Source organism: Streptomyces sp. NPDC006739 (assembly GCF_042869815.1).
Lineage (GTDB): Bacteria > Actinomycetota > Actinomycetes > Streptomycetales > Streptomycetaceae > Streptomyces.
Genome location: NZ_JBIAGM010000012.1, coordinates 177396 through 197363, shown reverse-complemented (window position 1 = coordinate 197363; position 19968 = coordinate 177396). Strand labels below are relative to the sequence as shown.

At 71.3% G+C, this 19968-nt stretch carries 20 protein-coding genes; 1 reads left to right on the top strand and 19 read right to left on the bottom strand.

The features are described from left to right. Positions 1-65: 65 nt before the first annotated feature. From coaBC to pyrR, 12 genes are all read right to left on the bottom strand, one after another. A complete protein-coding gene (gene coaBC, locus ACFYMM_RS24320; protein ID WP_388389911.1) occupies positions 66-1268 on the bottom strand; it encodes a bifunctional phosphopantothenoylcysteine decarboxylase/phosphopantothenate--cysteine ligase CoaBC in 1203 nt (400 codons plus the stop codon). A gap of 143 nt (positions 1269-1411) precedes the next feature. Beyond that, a complete protein-coding gene (gene rpoZ / locus ACFYMM_RS24315) occupies positions 1412-1684 on the bottom strand; it encodes a DNA-directed RNA polymerase subunit omega (protein ID WP_005319902.1) in 273 nt (90 codons plus the stop codon). A gap of 38 nt (positions 1685-1722) precedes the next feature. Continuing rightward, complete coding sequence (gmk, locus tag ACFYMM_RS24310) at positions 1723-2316, bottom strand: guanylate kinase (RefSeq protein ID WP_388389909.1); 594 nt, start codon at positions 2314-2316, stop codon at positions 1723-1725. Between the two features lie 60 nt (positions 2317-2376). After that, positions 2377-2700 (bottom strand): integration host factor, encoded by a 324-nt coding sequence (locus ACFYMM_RS24305; protein WP_003977346.1) that lies wholly within the window; start codon positions 2698-2700, stop codon positions 2377-2379. Between the two features lie 277 nt (positions 2701-2977). Then, positions 2978-3823: an orotidine-5'-phosphate decarboxylase gene (gene pyrF, locus ACFYMM_RS24300; protein WP_388389907.1), complete on the bottom strand. Its 846-nt coding sequence runs from the start codon at positions 3821-3823 to the stop codon at positions 2978-2980. Then, positions 3820-4926: a quinone-dependent dihydroorotate dehydrogenase gene (locus ACFYMM_RS24295; protein WP_388390081.1), complete on the bottom strand. Its 1107-nt coding sequence runs from the start codon at positions 4924-4926 to the stop codon at positions 3820-3822. The genes pyrF and ACFYMM_RS24295 overlap by 4 nt, the downstream gene beginning before the upstream one ends. 83 nt (positions 4927-5009) lie before the next feature. After that, positions 5010-8318 carry a carbamoyl-phosphate synthase large subunit gene (gene carB / locus ACFYMM_RS24290; protein WP_388389904.1) on the bottom strand — a complete coding sequence of 1103 codons (3309 nt, stop codon included), beginning with the start codon at positions 8316-8318 and terminating at the stop codon, positions 5010-5012. Beyond that, on the bottom strand, positions 8311-9468 hold the full coding sequence (gene carA, locus ACFYMM_RS24285) for a glutamine-hydrolyzing carbamoyl-phosphate synthase small subunit (protein WP_388389902.1): 1158 nt from the start codon (positions 9466-9468) through the stop codon (positions 8311-8313). The genes carB and carA overlap by 8 nt, the downstream gene beginning before the upstream one ends. Further along, complete coding sequence (locus tag ACFYMM_RS24280; protein ID WP_388389900.1) at positions 9465-10034, bottom strand: hypothetical protein; 570 nt, start codon at positions 10032-10034, stop codon at positions 9465-9467. Before ACFYMM_RS24280 ends, carA begins: the two co-directional genes overlap by 4 nt. Beyond that, on the bottom strand, positions 10031-11317 hold the full coding sequence (locus ACFYMM_RS24275; protein ID WP_388389898.1) for a dihydroorotase: 1287 nt from the start codon (positions 11315-11317) through the stop codon (positions 10031-10033). Before ACFYMM_RS24275 ends, ACFYMM_RS24280 begins: the two co-directional genes overlap by 4 nt. A 5-nt stretch (positions 11318-11322) precedes the next feature. Next, on the bottom strand, positions 11323-12303 hold the full coding sequence (locus ACFYMM_RS24270) for an aspartate carbamoyltransferase catalytic subunit (protein WP_388389896.1): 981 nt from the start codon (positions 12301-12303) through the stop codon (positions 11323-11325). A 101-nt stretch (positions 12304-12404) separates the two neighbouring features. Beyond that, positions 12405-12977, bottom strand: a complete 573-nt coding sequence (gene pyrR, locus ACFYMM_RS24265) for a bifunctional pyr operon transcriptional regulator/uracil phosphoribosyltransferase PyrR (RefSeq protein WP_388389894.1) — start codon at positions 12975-12977, stop codon at positions 12405-12407. Between the two features lie 254 nt (positions 12978-13231). Between pyrR and bldD the strand changes: the two genes are divergently transcribed. After that, positions 13232-13735 carry a transcriptional regulator BldD gene (bldD, locus tag ACFYMM_RS24260; protein ID WP_010046440.1) on the top strand — a complete coding sequence of 168 codons (504 nt, stop codon included), beginning with the start codon at positions 13232-13234 and terminating at the stop codon, positions 13733-13735. 125 nt (positions 13736-13860) lie between these two features. On the opposite strand, the gene nusB is transcribed toward bldD, so the two are convergent. The 7 genes from nusB to aroC all read right to left on the bottom strand — a co-directional run bounded on the left by nusB (position 13861) and on the right by aroC (position 19936). Next, positions 13861-14295 (bottom strand): transcription antitermination factor NusB, encoded by a 435-nt coding sequence (nusB, locus tag ACFYMM_RS24255; protein ID WP_388389892.1) that lies wholly within the window; start codon positions 14293-14295, stop codon positions 13861-13863. Positions 14296-14297: 2 nt separating this feature from the next. Continuing rightward, a complete protein-coding gene (gene efp / locus ACFYMM_RS24250; RefSeq protein WP_037742222.1) occupies positions 14298-14864 on the bottom strand; it encodes an elongation factor P in 567 nt (188 codons plus the stop codon). A 49-nt stretch (positions 14865-14913) separates the two neighbouring features. After that, positions 14914-16020 (bottom strand): aminopeptidase P family protein, encoded by a 1107-nt coding sequence (locus ACFYMM_RS24245; protein WP_388389890.1) that lies wholly within the window; start codon positions 16018-16020, stop codon positions 14914-14916. A gap of 74 nt (positions 16021-16094) precedes the next feature. Continuing rightward, positions 16095-16985 carry a Pro-rich N-terminal domain-containing protein gene (locus ACFYMM_RS24240; RefSeq protein ID WP_388389888.1) on the bottom strand — a complete coding sequence of 297 codons (891 nt, stop codon included), beginning with the start codon at positions 16983-16985 and terminating at the stop codon, positions 16095-16097. A gap of 166 nt (positions 16986-17151) precedes the next feature. After that, positions 17152-18243, bottom strand: a complete 1092-nt coding sequence (gene aroB, locus ACFYMM_RS24235; RefSeq protein WP_388389886.1) for a 3-dehydroquinate synthase — start codon at positions 18241-18243, stop codon at positions 17152-17154. Then, positions 18240-18755, bottom strand: a complete 516-nt coding sequence (locus ACFYMM_RS24230) for a shikimate kinase (RefSeq protein WP_388389885.1) — start codon at positions 18753-18755, stop codon at positions 18240-18242. The genes aroB and ACFYMM_RS24230 overlap by 4 nt, the downstream gene beginning before the upstream one ends. Next, entirely contained in the window at positions 18752-19936 is a 1185-nt protein-coding gene (aroC, locus tag ACFYMM_RS24225) for a chorismate synthase (protein WP_388389884.1), read from the bottom strand. Before aroC ends, ACFYMM_RS24230 begins: the two co-directional genes overlap by 4 nt. Positions 19937-19968 lie beyond the last annotated feature (32 nt).

Here is a 19968-nt window from a genome sequence, read left to right as displayed (position 1 = left end):
GCCGCCACGCGGCGATGTGATGTTCGGGTGAACCGTGCAACGGCCGTGTCCCCGGCCGGAACACCTCAGCCCAGACGCTCGGCCACGAGGTCCCAGACCGTGTCGGCCAGGGCCTCCTTGGGACCGTGCGCCACGGGGGTCTCGCTGCCGTCGGCGCCGAGCACGACGGCCTCGTTCTCCTCGGAACCGAAGGTCTTGCGCTCCCCCACCTCGTTCACCACCAGGAGATCGCACCCCTTGCGGGCCAGCTTCGCCCGGCCGTTGGCGAGGACGTCGTCGGTCTCCGCGGCGAAGCCGACGATCAGCTGTCCGGGGTGGGCGCGGTCGGCCGAGATCTCCGCGAGGATGTCCGGATTACGCACCAGGACGACCGGTTCCGGGTCCTCGCCGTCCTTCTTCTTGATCTTGCCGGCCGCGTAGTCGGCCGGGCGGAAGTCGGCGACGGCGGCGGCCATGACCACCGCGTCGGCGTCGGCCGCGGCCTCGCGCACGGCCTCGCGCAGCTGGACGGCCGTGCCGACCTGGACGACGTCCACGCCGGCCGGGTCGGGCAGACCGGTGTTGGCCGCGACCAGGGTGACCCGGGCGCCGCGGGCCGCCGCCGTACGGGCGAGGGCGTAGCCCTGCTTGCCGGAGGAGCGGTTGCCGAGGAAGCGGACCGGATCGAGGGGCTCGCGGGTGCCGCCGGCGCTGACCACGACGTGCCGGCCCTTGAGGTCCGGCTCGGAGACGCCCCGGGCCAGCACCCGGCGGCAGACGGCGTAGATCTCGGTCGGGTCGGGCAGGCGGCCCTTGCCGGTGTCGACGCCGGTGAGGCGGCCGACGGCGGGCTCGATGACGACGGCGCCGCGTCCGCGCAGGGTCGCCACGTTCGCCTGGGTGGCCGGGTGCTCCCACATCTCCGTGTGCATGGCGGGCGCGAAGACCACCGGGCAGCGGGCGGTCAGGAGGGTGTTGGTGAGCAGGTCGTCGGCGAGGCCGTGGGCCGCCTTCGCGAGGGTGTCCGCGGTGGCCGGGGCGACGACCACCAGGTCGGCGTGCTGCCCGATGCGGACATGGGGGACCTCGTGGACGTCGTCCCAGACCTCGGTGGAGACGGGGTTGCCGGAGAGGGCGGACCAGGTGGCGGCGCCGACGAAGTGCAGCGCGGAGGCGGTGGGCACGACACGCACGTCGTGGCCGGACTCCGTCAGCCTCCGGAGCAGCTCGCAGGCCTTGTACGCGGCGATGCCACCGCTGACCCCCAGAACGACCTTGGGCTTGTCCACCGTCTCTCCCCGGACTCGGAAAACGCTACGACTCGACTCCATGCTGCATCACAGCGGGGGCGGCCCCCACGTCTCCGAGCAGACCACAGGCCCGGCAGTCGCGCTGCCGGGCCTGTGGATAAGTCAACTGCGAACCGACGATACTACTGCGCCGGGCCCTCGATGGCCTCGGACGTCAGCAGACCCGCGTTGATCTCGCGCAGGGCGATCGAGAGCGGCTTCTCGTGGACGTGGGTGTCGACGAGGGGACCGACGTACTCGAGGAGACCCTCGCCGAGCTGCGAGTAGTACGCGTTGATCTGGCGGGCCCGCTTGGCCGCGTAGATCACGAGGCTGTACTTGGAGTCGGTGGCCTCAAGCAACTCGTCGATCGGCGGGTTGATGATGCCCTCGGGCGCGGTGATGGAAGAGGACACGCTCTACCTTCCGAAAGGTGGGAAAAGATCAGACACGATCACACAACGTCCATCAAGGCTAGCAGCTCGCGGGCCACGTCCTCGACGGAGGTGTTGACCAGGGTCACGTCGAACTCCGGCTCGGCCGCCAGCTCGATCCGCGCCGCCTCCAGGCGACGCTCGATCACCTCGGGCGGCTCGGTGCCGCGACCGGTGAGCCTGCGGACCAGCTCCTCCCAGGACGGCGGAGCCAGGAAGACCAGCTGGGCGTCGGCCATCGACTCGCGGACCTGCCGGGCGCCCTGGAGGTCGATCTCCAGCAGGACCGGCTCGCCGTTCTCCAGCCGCTCCAGCACGGCCGTGCGGGGCGTGCCGTAGCGGTTGCCCGCGAACTCGGCCCACTCCAGCAGCTCACCGTTGGCGATCAGCTTGTCCATCTCCTCGTCGGTGACGAAGAAGTAGTGGACACCGTGCTGCTCACCCGGGCGCGGCTTACGGGTCGTCGCCGACACCGAGAGCCACACCTCGGGGTGTTCCTTGCGCATATGAGCGACGACCGTGCTCTTGCCGACCCCGGAGGGGCCGGAGAGCACGGTCAGCCGCGGACGTACGTCCGGGGGCTCGGGGGTCGTCCCCCGGAATGTTGCAGCCATGCAGCGATTATTCCAGCAATCCCGGAGTGCCCGGGACTCCCGGTCCCGCGGAACCCGGACTCAGGAGCCGGTGCTGCCGAACTCGCGCTCCAGGGAGGCGATCTGGTTGGAACCGAGACCGCGCACGCGGCGGCTCTCGGAGATTCCCAGACGCTCCATGATCTGCTTGGCGCGGACCTTGCCCACGCCCGGCAGGGATTCGAGCAGGGCGGAGACCTTCATCTTGCCGATGACGTCGTTCTCCTGGCCCTGCTTGATGACCTCGTGAAGAGAGGCGCCGGAGTGCTTGAGTCGATTCTTGACCTCGGCCCGCTCCCGGCGAGCCGCGGCGGCCTTTTCGAGCGCGGCTGCGCGCTGTTCAGGGGTAAGGGGCGGAAGAGCCACGCCTACGTCACCTCGGATGTCGAACTGTCGGATACGGACCGGTGAGGAACCTAGTCGCCCCACACCTGGGGAGCCACGAGCAACACGCTCGCCCGTTGCCCCCCACTGCTTTGAAAGCGCGGGAGGGGCCCCCACTGCTCGGAGACTAGCGGTCAAGTCCGCCATAGTCAGCGAGAACAGCGGAAAAGTCCTGGTCAGCCTCCGCCAGGCCTGACATTTCAGACATTCTTCCCCGGATTTGAGGATGTATTCACACTCGAGCCGCCCCGGCGAGGGGTCAGGCGGGCCCGACGGCGGCCCGGATCTCCCGCGCGAATCGCTCCGCCGCCGCCCGCAGCGCCCCGACCTCGGGACCGTGACGCAGAACACCCCGGCTGACGTTCGGCACGACGTTGCGCACCGCCGGCCCGAACACCCCCGGGAGGTCGGCCGGGGTCGCCCCCTGGGCGCCGATGCCCGGCGCGAGGAGCGGGCCGTTGATGTCGAGGTCGTAGGAGGACAGGTCGCCCAGCGTCGCGCCCACGACCGCGCCGAAGGAGCCCAGCGGCTCCTCCCCCACGTTCTCGGCCGCCAGGTGGGCCAGCATGGTGGCGCCGACACCGCGCCCGTCGGCGCGGACGGCGTGCTGGACCTCGCCGCCCTCCGGATTGGAGGTGAGCGCCAGCACGAACAGGCCCGCGCCGCTCTCCCGGGCCAGCGCGAGGGCCGGGCTGAGGGAGCCGTACCCGAGGTAGGGCGAGACGGTCAGGGCGTCCGAGAACAGCGGGGCGTCCGGGTGCAGGAACGCCTCGGCGTACGCGGCCATGGTGGAGCCGATGTCGCCGCGCTTGGCGTCCATCACGACCAGCGCACCGGCGGCGCGCGCCTCCTGGACCGACTTCTCCAGGACGGCGAGGCCGCGGGAGCCGAAGCGCTCGAAGAACGCGCTCTGCGGCTTCAGGACGGCGACCCGGTCGGCCATCGCCTCGACGACCGTGCGGCTGAACCGCTCCAGGCCCGCGATGTCGTCGCCGAGGCCCCACTCGGCGAGCAGCGAGGCGTGCGGGTCGATGCCGACGCACAGCGGGCCGCGCTCGTCCATGGCGCGGCGCAGGCGGGCACCGAAGGGCTCCAGGGGCTTCATGCGGACCTCCTCACATCGGCGCCGACCGCGTCGGCGAGGGTGGCGTAGGGGCTGGTGCGCAGCCGGGCGGCGAGGCCCTTGTGGACGGCCCGGCACCAGAAGGGGCCCTCGTAGACGAAGGCGCTGTAGCCCTGGACCAGCGTGGCGCCCGCCAGGATGCGCTGCCAGGCGTCCTCAGCGGTCTCCACGCCGCCGACGCCCACCAGGGTGATCCGGTCGCCCACACGCGCGTACAGGCGCCGCAGGACCTCCAGGGAGCGTTCCTTGAGGGGTGCGCCGGACAACCCGCCGGCCTCCTTCACCAGCGACGGTTGGGATTTCAAACCGAGTCCCTCGCGCGCGATGGTGGTGTTGGTGGCGATGATGCCGTCCAGGCCCAGCTCCACGGCGAGGTCGGCGACGGCGTCGACGTCCTCGTCCGCGAGGTCAGGGGCGATCTTCACCAGCAGCGGGACGCGCCGGTTCGCCACCGTACGGTCGGCGGCCTCGCGCACGGCCGTCAGCAGCGGGCGCAGCGCCTCGGTGGCCTGCAGGTCGCGCAGTCCGGGAGTGTTGGGCGACGACACGTTGACGACCAGGTAGTCGGCGTACGGAGCGAGTCGCTCGGCCGACTTCACGTAGTCGCCGACGGCCTCGGCCTCCGGGACGACCTTGGTCTTGCCGATGTTGACGCCGAGGACGGTCCTGAAGACCGGCCGGCGGGTGGCCAGGCGGGCCGCCACGGTCAGCGAGCCGTCGTTGTTGAAGCCCATGCGGTTGATCAGGGCCCGGTCCGGCACCAGCCGGAACAGCCGCTTCTTCGGGTTGCCCGGCTGCGCCTCCCCCGTGACCGTGCCGATCTCGACGTGGTCGAAGCCCAGCATCGACATGCCGTCGACGGCGACGGCGTTCTTGTCGAAGCCGGCGGCGAGGCCGAAGGGGCCGTGCATGCGCAGTCCGAAGGCCTCGGTGCGCAGCTCCTTGTGGCGGGGCGCGAGGGCGGCCGCGACGAACACGCGCAGCACCGGGACGCGCGCGGCGAGGCGGATCCAGCGGAAGGCGAGGTGGTGGGCCCGTTCCGGGTCCATCCGCTGGAAGACCAGCCGGAAGAAGAGCTTGTACATGTAGGTGTCCTCGAGGAAGAGCATCAAGACGAGGGGGACACCGACGAGGGGGACACCGTTTCCGGTGTCCCCCTCGTCGGCTGCTAGTCGCGGGCCGCGGTCAGGTGTTCCGCGTGTTCCTGGAGCGATCGCACGCCCACTCCGCCGTGGTTGAGGGCGTCGATGCCCTGGACGGCGGCGGCGAGCGCCTGGACCGTCGTCAGACAGGGCACCGATCGCGCCACGGCCGCCGTACGGATCTCGTAGCCGTCGAGGCGGCCGCCGGTGCCGTACGGGGTGTTGACGATGAGGTCGACCTCGCCGTCGTGGATGAGCTGGACGATGGTCCGCTCGCCGTTCGGGCCCGTGCCCTCGGACTGCTTGCGCACGACGGTGGCGTTGATGCCGTTGCGCTTGAGGACCTCGGCCGTGCCGGAGGTGGCGAGCAGCTTGAAGCCGTGGGCGACCAGCTCGCGCGCCGGGAAGATCATCGAGCGCTTGTCGCGGTTGGCGACCGAGATGAACGCGCGGCCCTTGGTGGGCAGCGGGCCGTAGGCGCCGGCCTGCGACTTGGCGTACGCCGTGCCGAAGACCGAGTCGATGCCCATGACCTCGCCGGTGGAGCGCATCTCCGGGCCGAGGACCGTGTCGACGCCCCGCCCCTGGATGTCCCGGAAGCGCGACCACGGCATGACCGCCTCCTTGACGGAGATCGGCGCGTCCAGCGGCAGCTCGCCGCCGTCGCCGTTCGCCGGGAGCAGCCCCTCGGCGCGCAGTTCGGCGACGGTGGCGCCCAGCGAGATCCGGGCGGCGGCCTTGGCGAGCGGCACCGCGGTCGCCTTCGAGGTGAAGGGGACCGTACGGGAGGCGCGCGGGTTGGCCTCCAGGACGTAGAGGATGTCGCCGGCCATCGCGAACTGGATGTTGATCAGGCCGCGCACCCCGACGCCTCGGGCGATGGCCTCGGTGGAGGCCCGCAGCCGCTTGATGTCGAAGCCGCCCAGGGTGATCGGCGGCAGCGCGCACGCCGAGTCGCCGGAGTGGATGCCGGCCTCCTCGATGTGCTCCATGACACCGCCGAGGTACAGCTCCTCGCCGTCGTAGAGGGCGTCGACGTCGATCTCGATCGCGTCGTCGAGGAAGCGGTCGACGAGGACCGGCCGGGAGGGGCTGATCTCGGTCGACTCGGCGATGTAGGAGGACAGCCGGGTCTCGTCGTAGACGATCTCCATGCCGCGTCCGCCGAGGACGTACGAGGGCCGGACGAGGACCGGGTAGCCGATCTCGTCGGCGATGGCCTTGGCCTCGGCGAAGGTGGTGGCGGTGCCGTGCTTGGGGGCCGGCAGGCCCGCCTCGGCGAGCACGCGCCCGAAGGCGCCGCGGTCCTCGGCGGCGTGGATGGCCTCCGGCGAGGTGCCCACGATCGGCACGCCGTTGTCCTTGAGCGCCTGCGACAGCCCGAGCGGGGTCTGTCCGCCCAGCTGGACGACCACGCCCGCCACCGGGCCCGCCTGCTGCTCGGCGTGGACGATCTCCAGCACGTCCTCCAGCGTCAGCGGCTCGAAGTACAGGCGGTCGGAGGTGTCGTAGTCCGTGGAGACGGTCTCCGGGTTGCAGTTGACCATCACGGTCTCGTAGCCGGCCTCGCTCAGCGCGAAGGAGGCGTGGACGCAGGAGTAGTCGAACTCGATGCCCTGGCCGATCCGGTTGGGACCGGAGCCCAGGATGATCACCGCGGGCTTCTCGCGGCGCGCGACCTCGGTCTCCTCGTCGTAGGAGGAATAGAAGTACGGCGTCTTCGCGGCGAACTCGGCGGCGCAGGTGTCGACCGTCTTGTAGACGGGCCGGATGCCCAGCGCGTGCCGGACCTCGCGCACGACGTCCTCGCGCAGTCCGCGGATCTCGGCGACCTGCTGGTCGGAGAAGCCGTGCCGCTTGGCCTCGGCGAGCAGCTCGCGGGTCAGCTCGGGCGCCTCGGCCAGCTCGTCGGCGGTCTCCTTGATGAGGAACAGCTGGTCGACGAACCAGGGGTCGATCTTGGTGAACTCGAAGACCTCCTCGGGCGTGGCGCCCGCGCGGATGGCCTGCATGACCGTGTTGATCCGGCCGTCGGTGGGCCGGACGGCCTCGCGCAGCAGCTGGTCCTTGCCGCCGGTCTCGCCGACGAAGGTGAACTGGCTGCCCTTCTTCTCCAGCGAGCGCAGCGCCTTCTGGAAGGCCTCGGTGAAGTTGCGGCCGATGGCCATCGCCTCGCCGACCGACTTCATGGTGGTGGTCAGCGTGGAGTCAGCCTGGGGGAACTTCTCGAACGCGAATCGAGGGGCCTTGACCACCACGTAGTCGAGGGTCGGCTCGAAGGAGGCCGGCGTCTCCTGCGTGATGTCGTTGGGGATCTCGTCCAGTGTGTAGCCGACCGCGAGCTTCGCCGCGATCTTCGCGATCGGGAAGCCGGTGGCCTTGGAGGCGAGTGCCGAGGACCGCGAGACGCGCGGGTTCATCTCGATGACGATCACTCGGCCGTCCTCGGGGTTCACCGCGAACTGGATGTTGCAGCCACCGGTGTCGACCCCGACCTCGCGGATCACGGCGATGCCGATGTCGCGCAGGACCTGGTACTCGCGGTCGGTGAGCGTCATCGCCGGGGCGACGGTGATCGAGTCGCCGGTGTGCACGCCCATCGGGTCGAAGTTCTCGATGGAGCAGACGACCACGACGTTGTCGTTCTTGTCGCGCATCAGCTCCAGCTCGTACTCCTTCCAGCCGAGGATGGACTCCTCCAGGAGCACCTCGGTGGTCGGTGAGAGCGTGAGGCCCTGCCCGGCGATGCGGCGCAGCTCCTCCTCGTCGTGCGCGAAGCCGGAGCCGGCGCCGCCCATGGTGAAGGAGGGGCGGACGACGACCGGGTAGCCGCCGAGCGTCTCGACACCCTGGAGCACGTCGTCCATCGAGTGGCAGATGACCGAGCGGGCCGACTCGCCGTGCCCGATCTTCTTGCGGACCTCCTCGACGACGTCCTTGAACAGGTCGCGGTCCTCGCCCTTGTTGATGGCCTCGACGTTGGCGCCGATCAGTTCGACGCCGTACTTGTCGAGGGTGCCGGCCGCGTGCAGCGAGATGGCCGTGTTGAGCGCCGTCTGACCGCCGAGGGTGGGCAGCAGCGCGTCCGGGCGCTCCTTGGCGATGATCTTCTCGACGAACTCGGGGGTGATCGGCTCGACGTAGGTGGCGTCGGCGATCTCCGGGTCGGTCATGATCGTCGCGGGGTTGGAGTTGACGAGGACGACGCGCAGCCCCTCGGCGCGCAGGACGCGGCACGCCTGGGTGCCGGAGTAGTCGAACTCGGCGGCCTGGCCGATGACGATCGGGCCGGAGCCGATGACCAGGACGGACTGGATATCGGTGCGCTTAGGCACGCTGGCCCTCCATCAAAGATACGAAGCGGTCGAACAGGTAGGCGGCGTCGTGCGGGCCGGCCGCCGCTTCGGGGTGGTACTGGACGGAGAAGGCCGGCTGGTCGAGCAGCTGCAGCCCCTCCACGACGTCGTCGTTCAGGCACACGTGGGAGACCTCGGCGCGCCCGAACCGCGTCTCGCTCACCTGGTCGAGCGGCGCGTCCACGGCGAACCCGTGGTTGTGCGCGGTGACCTCGACCTTGCCGGTCGTCCGGTCCTGGACCGGCTGGTTGATGCCCCGGTGGCCGTACTTCAGCTTGTAGGTGCCGAAGCCGAGGGCGCGCCCGAGGATCTGGTTGCCGAAGCAGATGCCGAACAGCGGCGTCTTCCGCTCCAGGACGGCCGTCATCAGCGCGACCGGACCGTCGGCGGTGGCCGGGTCGCCGGGACCGTTGGAGAAGAACACCCCGTCCGGGCCGACGGCGTACACCTCCTCCGCCGTGGCGGTGGCGGGCAGCACGTGCACCTCGATGCCGCGCTCGGCCATGCGGTGCGGGGTCATGCCCTTGATGCCGAGGTCGACGGCGGCGACGGTGAACTTCTTCTCACCGATGGCGGGGACGACGTAGGCCTCCTTCGTCGCCACCTCCTCGTAGAGGCTCGCGCCCTTCATGTGCGGCTGGGCCTGGACGCGGGCGAGCAGCTCGGCCTCGGCGGGGATCGCCTCGCCGGAGAAGATCCCGGCCCGCATGGAGCCGCGCTCGCGCAGATGGCGGGTGAGCGCACGCGTGTCGATGCCGGAGATCCCGACGACGTTCTGCGCGACCAGCTCGTCGTCCAGGGAGCGCTTGGCCCGCCAGTTGGACGGCACGCGCGCGGGGTCGCGCACGACGTAGCCGGAGACCCAGATGCGCTGGGACTCGTCGTCCTCGTCGTTCCAGCCGGTGTTGCCGATCTGCGGGGCGGTCGCGACGACGATCTGCCGGTCGTACGACGGGTCGGTGAGGGTCTCCTGGTAGCCGGTCATACCGGTGGAGAACACGGCCTCGCCGAAGGTCTCCCCCACGGCCCCGTAGGCGCGGCCGCGGAAGCTGCGGCCGTCCTCCAGGACGAGTACGGCGGGAAGCGCCCTGTTCCGGTGGGAGGAGCTTCCCCTGGTGGAGGTCGTCATCGTTCGGCGCCTTCCGTGGTGGTTGTATTGATCATGGAGTTGACGGCGTCGACCCACGCGTGGTGCTCGGCCGCGTGGTCGGAGCGGAAGCCGGAGTCGAGCAGCTTGTCGCCGTGCGCCCAGGTCACCACCAGCAGTCCGCCCTCGGTGAGGACCTTGCCGGCGATGCCCTTGTCGAGCCGGGCCTCGCGCAGTGCGGCGGTGGGGACGAAGAAGTCGCTCGCCCCGGGGCGTACGACGTCCAGGCCCGCGTCCGTCAGGGTGAGCCGGACCCGGCTGCGGGTGCCGAGGCCGTGGGCCACGATGCGGTCCAGCCACTGCCCGGCGGTGGTGGAGCCGTGGTAGCGGCCGCTCAGGGTCAGTCTGGCCGGACCCGGGTCGGCCGGCGCGGTGGGCAGCTCGGGCAGGTCGCCCTGGAGCGTGCCCCGCCACTTCCAGCCCTCGCGCATCAGCCAGTAGACGAGCGCGACGAAGAGGGCCAGGCCGACGAGCCAGCCGATGCGCGCGGCCCAGTCGGTGACCTCGGCCGACTTCTTCTCGGCGGCCAGCAGGATTACAGGTGTCACGTCAGCTTCCCGTCGACGAGCGTGGCCTTGCCCCGGAGCCACGTGTGGGTGACACGGCCCGGCAGCTCACGCCCCTCGTACGGAGTGTTGCGGCTGCGCGAGGCGAAGCCCGCGGGGTCCACCTGCCCACGGTATTCCGTGTCGACGAGCGTGAGGTTGGCGGGCTCACCAGCCGAGACGGGACGGCCGTGGCCGGTGGCCCCGCCGATCGCGGCGGGCCTGAACGACATGCGCTCGGCGACCTGGGCCCAGTCCAGCAGGCCCGTCTCCACCATGGTCGCCTGGACCACGGACAACGCGGTCTCCAGGCCGACCATGCCCATGGCGGCCGCTGCCCACTCGCAGTCCTTGTCCTCGTGCGGGTGCGGGGCGTGGTCGGTGGCGACGATGTCGATCGTGCCGTCGGCGAGCGCCTCGCGCAGGGCGAGCACGTCCCGCTCGGTGCGCAGCGGCGGGTTCACCTTGTAGACCGGGTTGTACGTGCGCACCAGCTCGTCGGTGAGCAGGAGGTGGTGCGGGGTGACCTCGGCGGTGACGTCGATGCCCCGGGACTTGGCCCAGCGCACGATCTCCACGGAGCCGGCGGTCGACAGATGGCAGATGTGGACGCGGGAGCCGACGTGCTCGGCGAGCAGGACGTCCCGGGCGATGACCGACTCCTCGGCCACCGCGGGCCAGCCGCCCAGCCCCAGCTCGGCCGAGACGACGCCCTCGTTCATCTGGGCGCCCTCGGTCAGCCGCGGCTCCTGCGCGTGCTGGGCGACGACCCCGCCGAAGGCCTTCACGTACTCCAGCGCGCGCCGCATGATCACGGCGTCGTCGACGCACTTGCCGTCGTCGGAGAAGACGGTGACCCCGGCGGCCGACTCGTGCATCGCGCCCAGCTCGGCGAGCTTCCTGCCCTCCAGGCCGACCGTGACGGCGCCGATGGGCTGCACGTCGCAGTAGCCGTGCTCCCGGCCCAGCCGGTAGACCTGCTCGACGACGCCGGCCGTGTCGGCGACCGGGAAGGTGTTGGCCATGGCGAACACGGCCGTGTAGCCGCCGCTCGCCGCCGCGCGCGTGCCGGTCAGGACGGTCTCGGAGTCCTCGCGGCCCGGCTCCCGCAGGTGGGTGTGCAGGTCGACCAGGCCCGGCAGCAGCACCTTGCCGCCGGCCTCGACGACCTCGGCGCCCTCGGCGCGGAGCCCGACGCCCACCTCGGCGATGGTCCCGCCGTCGATCAGCACGTCCTGCGGCTCGCCGCCGAGCACCTTCGCACCACGGATCAGGATCTTGCTCATGCTTCTTACTTCTCCTCGGTGGTACGGGCGTGGGTGACGGCGGGTTCGTTGCCGCCCAGCAGCAGGTACAGCACGGCCATCCGGATCGAGACGCCGTTGGCCACCTGCTCGACGACGGTGCAGCGCTCGGAGTCGGCGACCTCGGCGGTGATCTCCATGCCGCGGACCATCGGGCCGGGGTGCATCACGATGGCGTGCTCGGGCATCTTCGCCATGCGGTCGCCGTCGAGGCCGTAGCGCCGCGAGTACTCCCGCTCGGTGGGGAAGAAGGCGGCGTTCATGCGCTCGCGCTGCACGCGGAGCATCATCACGGCGTCGGACTTCGGCAGTGTGCTGTCGAGGTCGTACGACACCTCGCAGGGCCAGCTGCCGACGCCGACCGGCACCAGGGTGGGCGGGGCGACCAGGGTGACCTCGGCGCCGAGGGTGTGCAGCAGATCGACGTTGGAGCGGGCGACCCGGCTGTGCAGGACGTCGCCGACGATGGTGATGCGCTTGCCGCCGAGGTCGTGGCCGAGACCGGCGTCCCGGCCGACCAGGCGCCGGCGCATGGTGAAGGCGTCCAGCAGGGCCTGCGTGGGGTGCTGGTGGGTGCCGTCGCCCGCGTTGACGACGGCTGCGTCGATCCAGCCGGAGTTGGCCAGCCGGTAGGGGGCTCCGGAGGCGCCGTGCCGGATGACGACGGCGTCGACGCCCATCGCCTCCAGGGTCTGCGCGGTGTCCTTCAGGGACTCGCCCTTGGAGACGCTCGACCCCTTGGCGGAGAAGTTGATGACGTCCGCGGACAGCCGCTTCTCGGCGGCCTCGAAGGAGATCCGGGTGCGGGTGGAGTCCTCGAAGAAGAGGTTGACGATCGTGCGGCCGCGCAGGGTCGGCAGCTTCTTGATCGGCCGGTCGGCGACCCGGGCCATCTCCTCGGCGGTGTCGAGGATCAGGACGGCGTCGTCGCGGGTCAGGTCGGCGGCCGAGATGAGATGACGCTGCATCTGTCAGGCTCCGTAAGGCAGTTCAGGTATGGGGAGATTCCGGGCAGAAGGCGCGCGGGGGCGCACCCTGCGGGCGTACGGCGGCGCCGTACGCCGGAGCGCTACTGCTGCTCGCCCGGGGCGGCCGGCTTCGCGCCGAGCAGCACGGTGTCGCGACCGTCCTCCTCGGCGAGCTGGACCTTGACCGTCTCCCGCAGCGACGTGGGGAGGTTCTTGCCGACGTAGTCGGCGCGGATGGGCAGTTCGCGGTGGCCGCGGTCGACGAGGACCGCGAGCTGGACCGCGCGCGGGCGCCCGATGTCGTTCAGGGCGTCGAGGGCGGCGCGGATCGTGCGGCCGGAGAAGAGCACGTCGTCCACGAGGACGACCAGCCTGTCGTCGATGCCGTCACCGGGGATCTCGGTGCGGGCCAGCGCACGCGGCGGGTGCATGCGCAGGTCGTCGCGGTACATGGTGATGTCGAGGGAGCCGACGGGCATCTTGCGGTCGGTGATCTGCTCCAGCTTGGCGGCGAGCCGCTGGGCGAGGAAGACGCCCCGGGTCGGAATGCCGAGGAGCACCACGTCGTCGGCGCCCTTGGCGCGCTCGACGATCTCGTGGGCGATGCGGGTCAGAACCCGCGCGATGTCGGGACCTTCGAGAACGGGCCGGGCATCGGAGTGCTGCGTGTCCATACGAAACGGACCTCCTTCTCCGCCTCACGGGACGGACCTTAAAGGACGTCGGATTTGCGCCATCCACCCTAGCAGGTCGCCACGACGCCCCTGATCACCCGGTTGGCGTAAGCGACCGTCACTACCACGGAAGAGTCGGTGTGGACCATTCGGCTTGACGCACCAGAGTCACGCTGCGTAACCTCACAGTGAGTTACCAGCCGCGCGGCGTGGAAACAAAGCCAGCCGCGTCGACACAGTGTCCGGGGAGCCATATGTCCAGCGAATACGCCAAACAGCTCGGGGCCAAGCTCCGGGCCATCCGCACCCAGCAGGGCCTTTCCCTCCACGGTGTCGAGGAGAAGTCCCAGGGGCGCTGGAAGGCCGTGGTGGTCGGTTCGTACGAGCGCGGTGACCGCGCCGTGACCGTGCAGCGCCTTGCCGAGCTGGCCGATTTCTATGGCGTTCCCGTGCAGGAGCTGCTGCCGGGCACCACCCCCGGCGGCGCCGCCGAGCCGCCGCCGAAGCTGGTCCTCGACCTGGAGCGGCTGGCCACGGTGCCGGCCGAGAAGGCGGGCCCGCTGCAGCGGTACGCGGCGACGATCCAGTCGCAGCGCGGGGACTACAACGGCAAGGTGCTCTCCATCCGCCAGGACGACCTGCGCACCCTCGCCGTCATCTACGACCAGTCGCCCTCGGTCCTCACCGAGCAGCTGATCAGCTGGGGCGTGCTGGACGCGGACGCGCGCCGCGCCGTGGCCACCCACGAGGAGGGCTGAGCCCTCCGAGGGCTCGGCGAGGACTCAGCAGAAACGTGCCGCCGGGGCGGCCGGGACCCTCACGGTCCCGGCCGCCCCGGCGTCGGTTCGACCTGTATTACCGGCTCACGCCCTGCGCTGCCGGCTTACGCCTCGTCCCGGCGCAGCGACGGCTTCAGCTCCTTCAAGCGGCCCAGGAGGCCGTTGACGAAGGCGGGAGACTCGTCCGTGGAGAACTCCTTCGCCAGCTGCACCGCCTCGTCCAGGACGACGGCGTCCGGGGTCTCGTCGACCCAGATCAGCTCGTAGGCGCCCAGGCGCAGGAGGTTGCGGTCGACGACGGGCATCCGGTCGAGCGTCCAGCCCACCGCGTACTGGGCGATCAGCTCGTCGATGCGCTTGACGTGCTCGGCGTAGCCCTCGACCAGCTGCATCGTGTACTCGCTCACCGGCGGCTGCCGGGTGTCGGTCCGGGAGAGCCGGATCCAGTCCGCGAGGACCGTCAGGACGTCCACGCCGCGCTGGTCGCCCTCGAAGAGGATCTGAAAGGCGCGCTTGCGGGCCGTGTTGCGGGCAGCCACGGTTAGCTGTTCACCCGACCGAGGTAGTCGCTCGTACGGGTGTCGACCTTGATCTTCTCACCGGTGGTGATGAAGAGCGGGACCTGGATCTGGTGGCCGGTCTCCAGGGTGGCGGGCTTGGTGCCACCGGTGGAGCGGTCGCCCTGCACGCCCGGCTCGGTCTCCTGCACGACCAGCTCGACGGCGGCCGGCAGCTCGACGAAGAGCACCTCGCCCTCGTGCTGGGCGACGGTGGCGGTGAAGCCCTCGATCAGGAAGTTGGCGGCGTCGCCGACGGCCTTGCGGTCGACCATCAGCTGGTCGTACGTCTCCATGTCCATGAAGACGAAGTACTCGCCGTCCATGTACGAGAACTGCATGTCGCGCTTGTCGACAGTGGCCGTCTCGACCTTGACGCCGGCGTTGAAGGTCTTGTCGACCACCTTGCCGGACAGCACGTTCTTGAGCTTGGTGCGCACGAATGCCGGGCCCTTGCCGGGCTTGACGTGCTGGAACTCGACGACGGACCAGAGCTGGCCGCCTTCGAGCTTGAGCACCAGGCCGTTCTTGAGGTCGTTCGTGGAAGCCACGGTTGCGGAATCTCCTGGACTGACGTGGACGACCCCGGGGCACGCACTCCTACAGCGCGAGCAGCTCCTTGGTCGTGATGGTGAGTAGCTCGGGTCCGCCGTCCGCCTCGGGGCGGACGACGAGCGTGTCATCGATCCGGACACCGCCCCGGCCCGGGAGGTGGACCCCCGGTTCGACGGTGACCGGCACGCAAGCGTCCAGTTTACCCATGGCCGAGGGGGCCAACTGCGGGTCCTCGTCGATTTCGAGTCCCACGCCGTGTCCGGTGAGCGGCGGGAGGCCCTGCGCGTACCCGGCGGAGTCCAGTGCCTGCCGGGCCGCGCGGTCCACGTCACGGTAGGCGGCGCCGGGCGCCAGCATCTCCCGTCCGGCACGTTGAGCGGCGAAGACGAGGTCGTACAGCTCGATCTGCCAGTCGGCCGGCGAGGTGCCGATGACGAACGTACGGCCGATCTCGCAGCGGTAGCCCCGGTAGGTCGCACCGAGGCAGACGGACAGGAAGTCACCCTCCTCCACCCGCCGGTCGGTGGGCCGGTGGCCGCGGCGGCCCGAGTTCGGTCCCGTCGCCACCGAGGTCGCGAAGGCGGGCCCGTCGGCCCCGTGGTCGACCAGACGCCGCTCCAGCTCCAGGGCCAGGTGCCGTTCGGTGCGGCCGACCAGGATGGATTCCAGCAGCTCACCGAGCGCCTGGTCGGCGATCTCGGCGCCGATGCGCAGACAGGAGATCTCCTCCTCGTCCTTCACCACCCTCAGCTGCTCCACGGCGCCGCCGAGGTCGGCCAGCCGCAGACGCGGAGCGACCGAGGCGACGGCCCGGTGCCGCGAGACGGTGAGGTGGTGTTCCTCCACGGCGAGCGCGTCCGCGCCCTGCTCCTGGGCGAGGTCGGCGGCCGCCACGGCGGCGTCGCCCCCCGGCGCGGGCAGTACGTGCACGCGCAGGGCGTCGTCCGGGCGCCCCTCGGCCGGGCGGTCCTCCAGGGGGCCGGGGCACACGAGCAGGTCCTCGCGTCTGCCCAGGAGCAGGACGGCGCCCTGCGGGGCCGCCCCCGCCAGGTAGCGCACATTGGCGGGGCGGGAGATCAGCGCGGAAGGGCTGCCGCCGGCTTGGCAGCGTTCCCTCAACCGGGTTCGGCGGGTCGCGTACACCTCTGACATGAGACGAGCGTAGGAGTTTTGCCGGATTTGTGCTGTTTGGTGAGGGCCGAGTGGGGTCGACGGCGATCCCGCGGCTACCAGTTCGGGGGGCTTGCGATCGCCCTGGCCAGGACGTCGTCCAGGACGCGGGCCGTGCCCGGGACGTCCAGCTGGGAGTTGTCGATGATCGGGAGGCCCGAGCCGTACCAGCCGGCCATGCGGCCGTGGATGCGGGCCACCTCCTCGTCGGTGAGGCGACGGTTGCCGGTGCGTTCCGCGTTGCGTTCCAGGACGATGTCCAGGCCCGGGAGGAGGACGACCGGCAGCAGGCCGGGGCCGACGTGGCGCTTCCAGCCGCCGAGGCCCACGACCGGGCGGTCCGGGAAGACGGCGTCGTCGATGACGCAGGAGATCCCGTTGGCCAGGAAGTTGCGGGCGGCGAAGCCGCAGGTGCGGCGGGCCAGGCGGTACTGGGCCTCGGAGTTGTCGTTCCAGCCGGACTGCGGGTCGGCGAAGCCGGAGCGGACCCATTCGCGGACGTCGTCGAGGCTGATGTGCGCGGTGGGCACCCGGCGGCGGTCCGCCCAGTACTTGGCGACGCTGGTCTTTCCCGCCCCGGCCGGGCCGATGAGGAGCACCGCCAGGGTGACGGCCGTCGGGTCCGGGACGGAGGTGGCCGCGGGCGGGGGGCTGGGGACGCCGACCGGGCCGCCGGGCGGCAGCGGCACATGACCGGTGGAGTCGGGCGCGGGCGCGGCGGGGGCGTGCTGGGGGGCCGGCGGCTGCGGGGGCACGGGCGGCACGGCTCCCGAGGGGGTGCCGGTGCCCGGTCCGGTCCCGGGGAAGCCCGGCGCCGGTGGCGGCGGGGGCACGGGTACGGAAGCCTGGTGGGCTCCCGGCTGGTGCGCGGCCGGCGACCAGCCGACGCCCGGTCCCTGCCCCGGCTGGTGGGGCGGCGGCAGCGGAGACCCCACTGCGTGCTGCATCCGGTGCCACTCCGTCTCGTACAGGCGATCGACGCTGGCAGCGGAGGTCTCCCCCCGCTCCCTACCGAACGGTACCGTCCCCGGTCGGTCATGGGTGAAACGACCGGGGGCGGCCCGAAGTGCCCGTCCGGGCAACGGGAATCGGACGGAAGGAGCAGCTCAGGAGCTATTGCCCGACTTCTCCGTAGGCGGCCAGCAGCACGGCCGGGTCCGGGCCTTCCAGCACGGTCGGCTTGGCGAGCCCGTCGAGGACGATGAAGCGCAGCAGGTCGCCACGGGACTTCTTGTCGACCTTCATGTTCTCCAGGAGCCTCGGCCATTGGTCGTGGCGGTAGTGCAGCGGCAGGCCCACGGATTCCAGGATCGTGCGGTGGCGGTCCGCCGTCGCGTCGTCCAACCGGCCCGCCAGGCGGCCGAGTTCGGCGGCGAAGTGCATGCCGACGGAGACGGCCGCGCCGTGCCGCCACTTGTAGCGCTCGTTCTTCTCGATGGCGTGGCCGAGCGTGTGGCCGTAGTTGAGGATCTCCCTGAGGCCCGCTTCCTTCAGGTCGGAGGAGACGACCTCGGCCTTCACCCGGATCGAGCGCTCGATCAGCTCGGCCGTGTGCGGGCCCGCCGGGGTGCGGGCGGCCTCGGGGTCGGCCTCGATGAGTTCCAGGATCGCGGGGTCGGCGATGAAACCGGCCTTGATGATCTCCGCGAGGCCCGAGACGTAGTCGTTGACGGGCAGGGAGTCCAGTGCGGCGAGGTCGCAGAGCACGCCCGCGGGCGGGTGGAAGGCACCGACCAGGTTCTTGCCCTCGGCGGTGTTGATGCCGGTCTTGCCGCCGACGGCCGCGTCCACCATGGCGAGGACGGTCGTCGGGATGGCGATCCAGCGCACCCCGCGCAGCCAGGTCGCGGCCACGAATCCGGCGAGGTCCGTGGTGGCTCCGCCGCCGACGCCGACGATGACGTCGGTGCGGGTGAAGCCGGACTGGCCGAGCGCTTTCCAGCAGTAGGCGGCGACCTCGGCGGTCTTGGCCTCCTCGGCGTTCGGCACCTGGACGGCGACGGCCTCGTAGCCCTGGCCGGCCAGGTCGGCGCGCAGGGCGTCGCCGGTCTCGGCGAGCGCCTCGGGGTGGATGACGGCCACCCGCTTGACCCGGTCACCGATCAGGGCGCCCAGCTCGCCGAGGAGTTGCCGGCCGACCAGCACCTCGTACGGTTCGCCGCCCGCCGCCCCGCCGACCTGGATCCGCGTCACTGCCTCGCTCATGCTTCCTTCAACTCCAGTGCGTCCAGGGCGACTTCGCTGACTTCTTCGGGGGTACGGCCATCGGTGGCCACGACCGCCGTGGCCACCTCCTCGTACAGGTGCCGGCGGGCCTCCATCAGCTCGCGCCACTGCTTGCGCGGGTTGACCGCGAGCAGCGGGCGGGCCGCGTTCAGGCCGGTGCGCTTGACGGCCTCCTCGACGTCCATGGAGAGGTAGACCACCTGGTGCCCGGCGAGCAGGCCGCGGGTGTCCGCGTCGAGGATCGCGCCGCCGCCCAGGGCGAGGACCCCGTCGTGTTCGGTGAGCGCCCGGCGCACCGCCCGCTTCTCGACGGCGCGGAAGGCCGCCTCGCCCTCGTCGACGAAGATCTCGGCGATGCTGCGGCCCTCGGCGGCCACGATGTCGTCGTCGGTGTCCCGGTAGCCGAGGTCCAGCCGCTGGGCGAGCAGCTGCCCGACCGTGGACTTGCCGACACCCATCGGACCGACCAGGACGACGGCGGGGCCGGTCATCGGACCGGGAGGTTGTCGAGGTACGACCGCACGTTGCGGCGGGTCTCCGGCACGCTGTCGCCACCGAACTTCTCGGCCACCGCGTCGGCCAGGACCAGCGCGACCATGGCCTCGGCGACGATGCCGGCCGCCGGCACGGCACACACGTCCGAACGCTGGTGGTGCGCCTGCGCGGGCTCGCCCGTGGCGACGTCCACGGTCCGCAGCGCCCGCGGCACGGTCGCGATCGGCTTCATCGCGGCGCGGACGCGCAGCAGCTCGCCCGTGCTCAGGCCGCCCTCGGTGCCGCCGGCCCGGCCGGAGGCCCGCTTGATGCCCTCGGGTGTGGTGAGGATCTCGTCGTGCGCCTTGGAGCCCGGCACCCTCGCCAGCTCGAAGCCGTCTCCGACCTCGACGCCCTTGATCGCCTGGATGCCCATGAGCGCGGCGGCGAGCCGGGCGTCCAGCTTGCGGTCCCAGTGCACGTGCGAACCGAGGCCCACCGGGACGCCGTACGCCAGCACCTCGACCACGCCGCCGAGCGTGTCGCCGTCCTTGTGGGCCTGGTCGATCTCCGCGACCATCGCCTTCGAGGCGTCGGCGTCCAGGCAGCGCACCGGGTCCTCGTCCAGCCGCGCGACGTCCGCCGGGGTCGGGTAGACCCCGTAGGGGGCCTTGGCGGAGGCCAGCTCGACCACGTGCGAGACGATCTCGATGCCCGCGGTCTCCTTCAGGTACGACCGTGCCACCGCGCCGAGCGCGACCCGCGCCGCCGTCTCACGGGCGGAGGCCCGCTCCAGGATCGGCCGGGCCTCGTCGAAGCCGTACTTCTGCATACCGGCGAGATCGGCGTGTCCGGGGCGCGGGCGGGTCAGCGGGGCGTTGCGGGCCACCCCGGCCAGGATCTCCGGGTCCACCGGGTCGGCCGCCATGACCTGCTCCCACTTCGGCCACTCGGTGTTGCCCACCATGATCGCAACCGGGGAACCGAGGCTGAGGCCGTGGCGGACACCGCCGAGGAAGGTGACCTCGTCCCGCTCGAACTTCATCCGCGCACCGCGGCCGTAGCCGAGCCGCCGCCGCGCCAGGTGATCGGCCACCATCTCCGTGGTGATCGGCACGCCGGCGGGAAGGCCCTCCAGCGTCGCGACAAGCGCGGGTCCGTGGGACTCCCCCGCGGTCAGCCAACGCAACCTGCTCAACGATGCTCCTCAGTGCTCGCGCCCCGGTACTG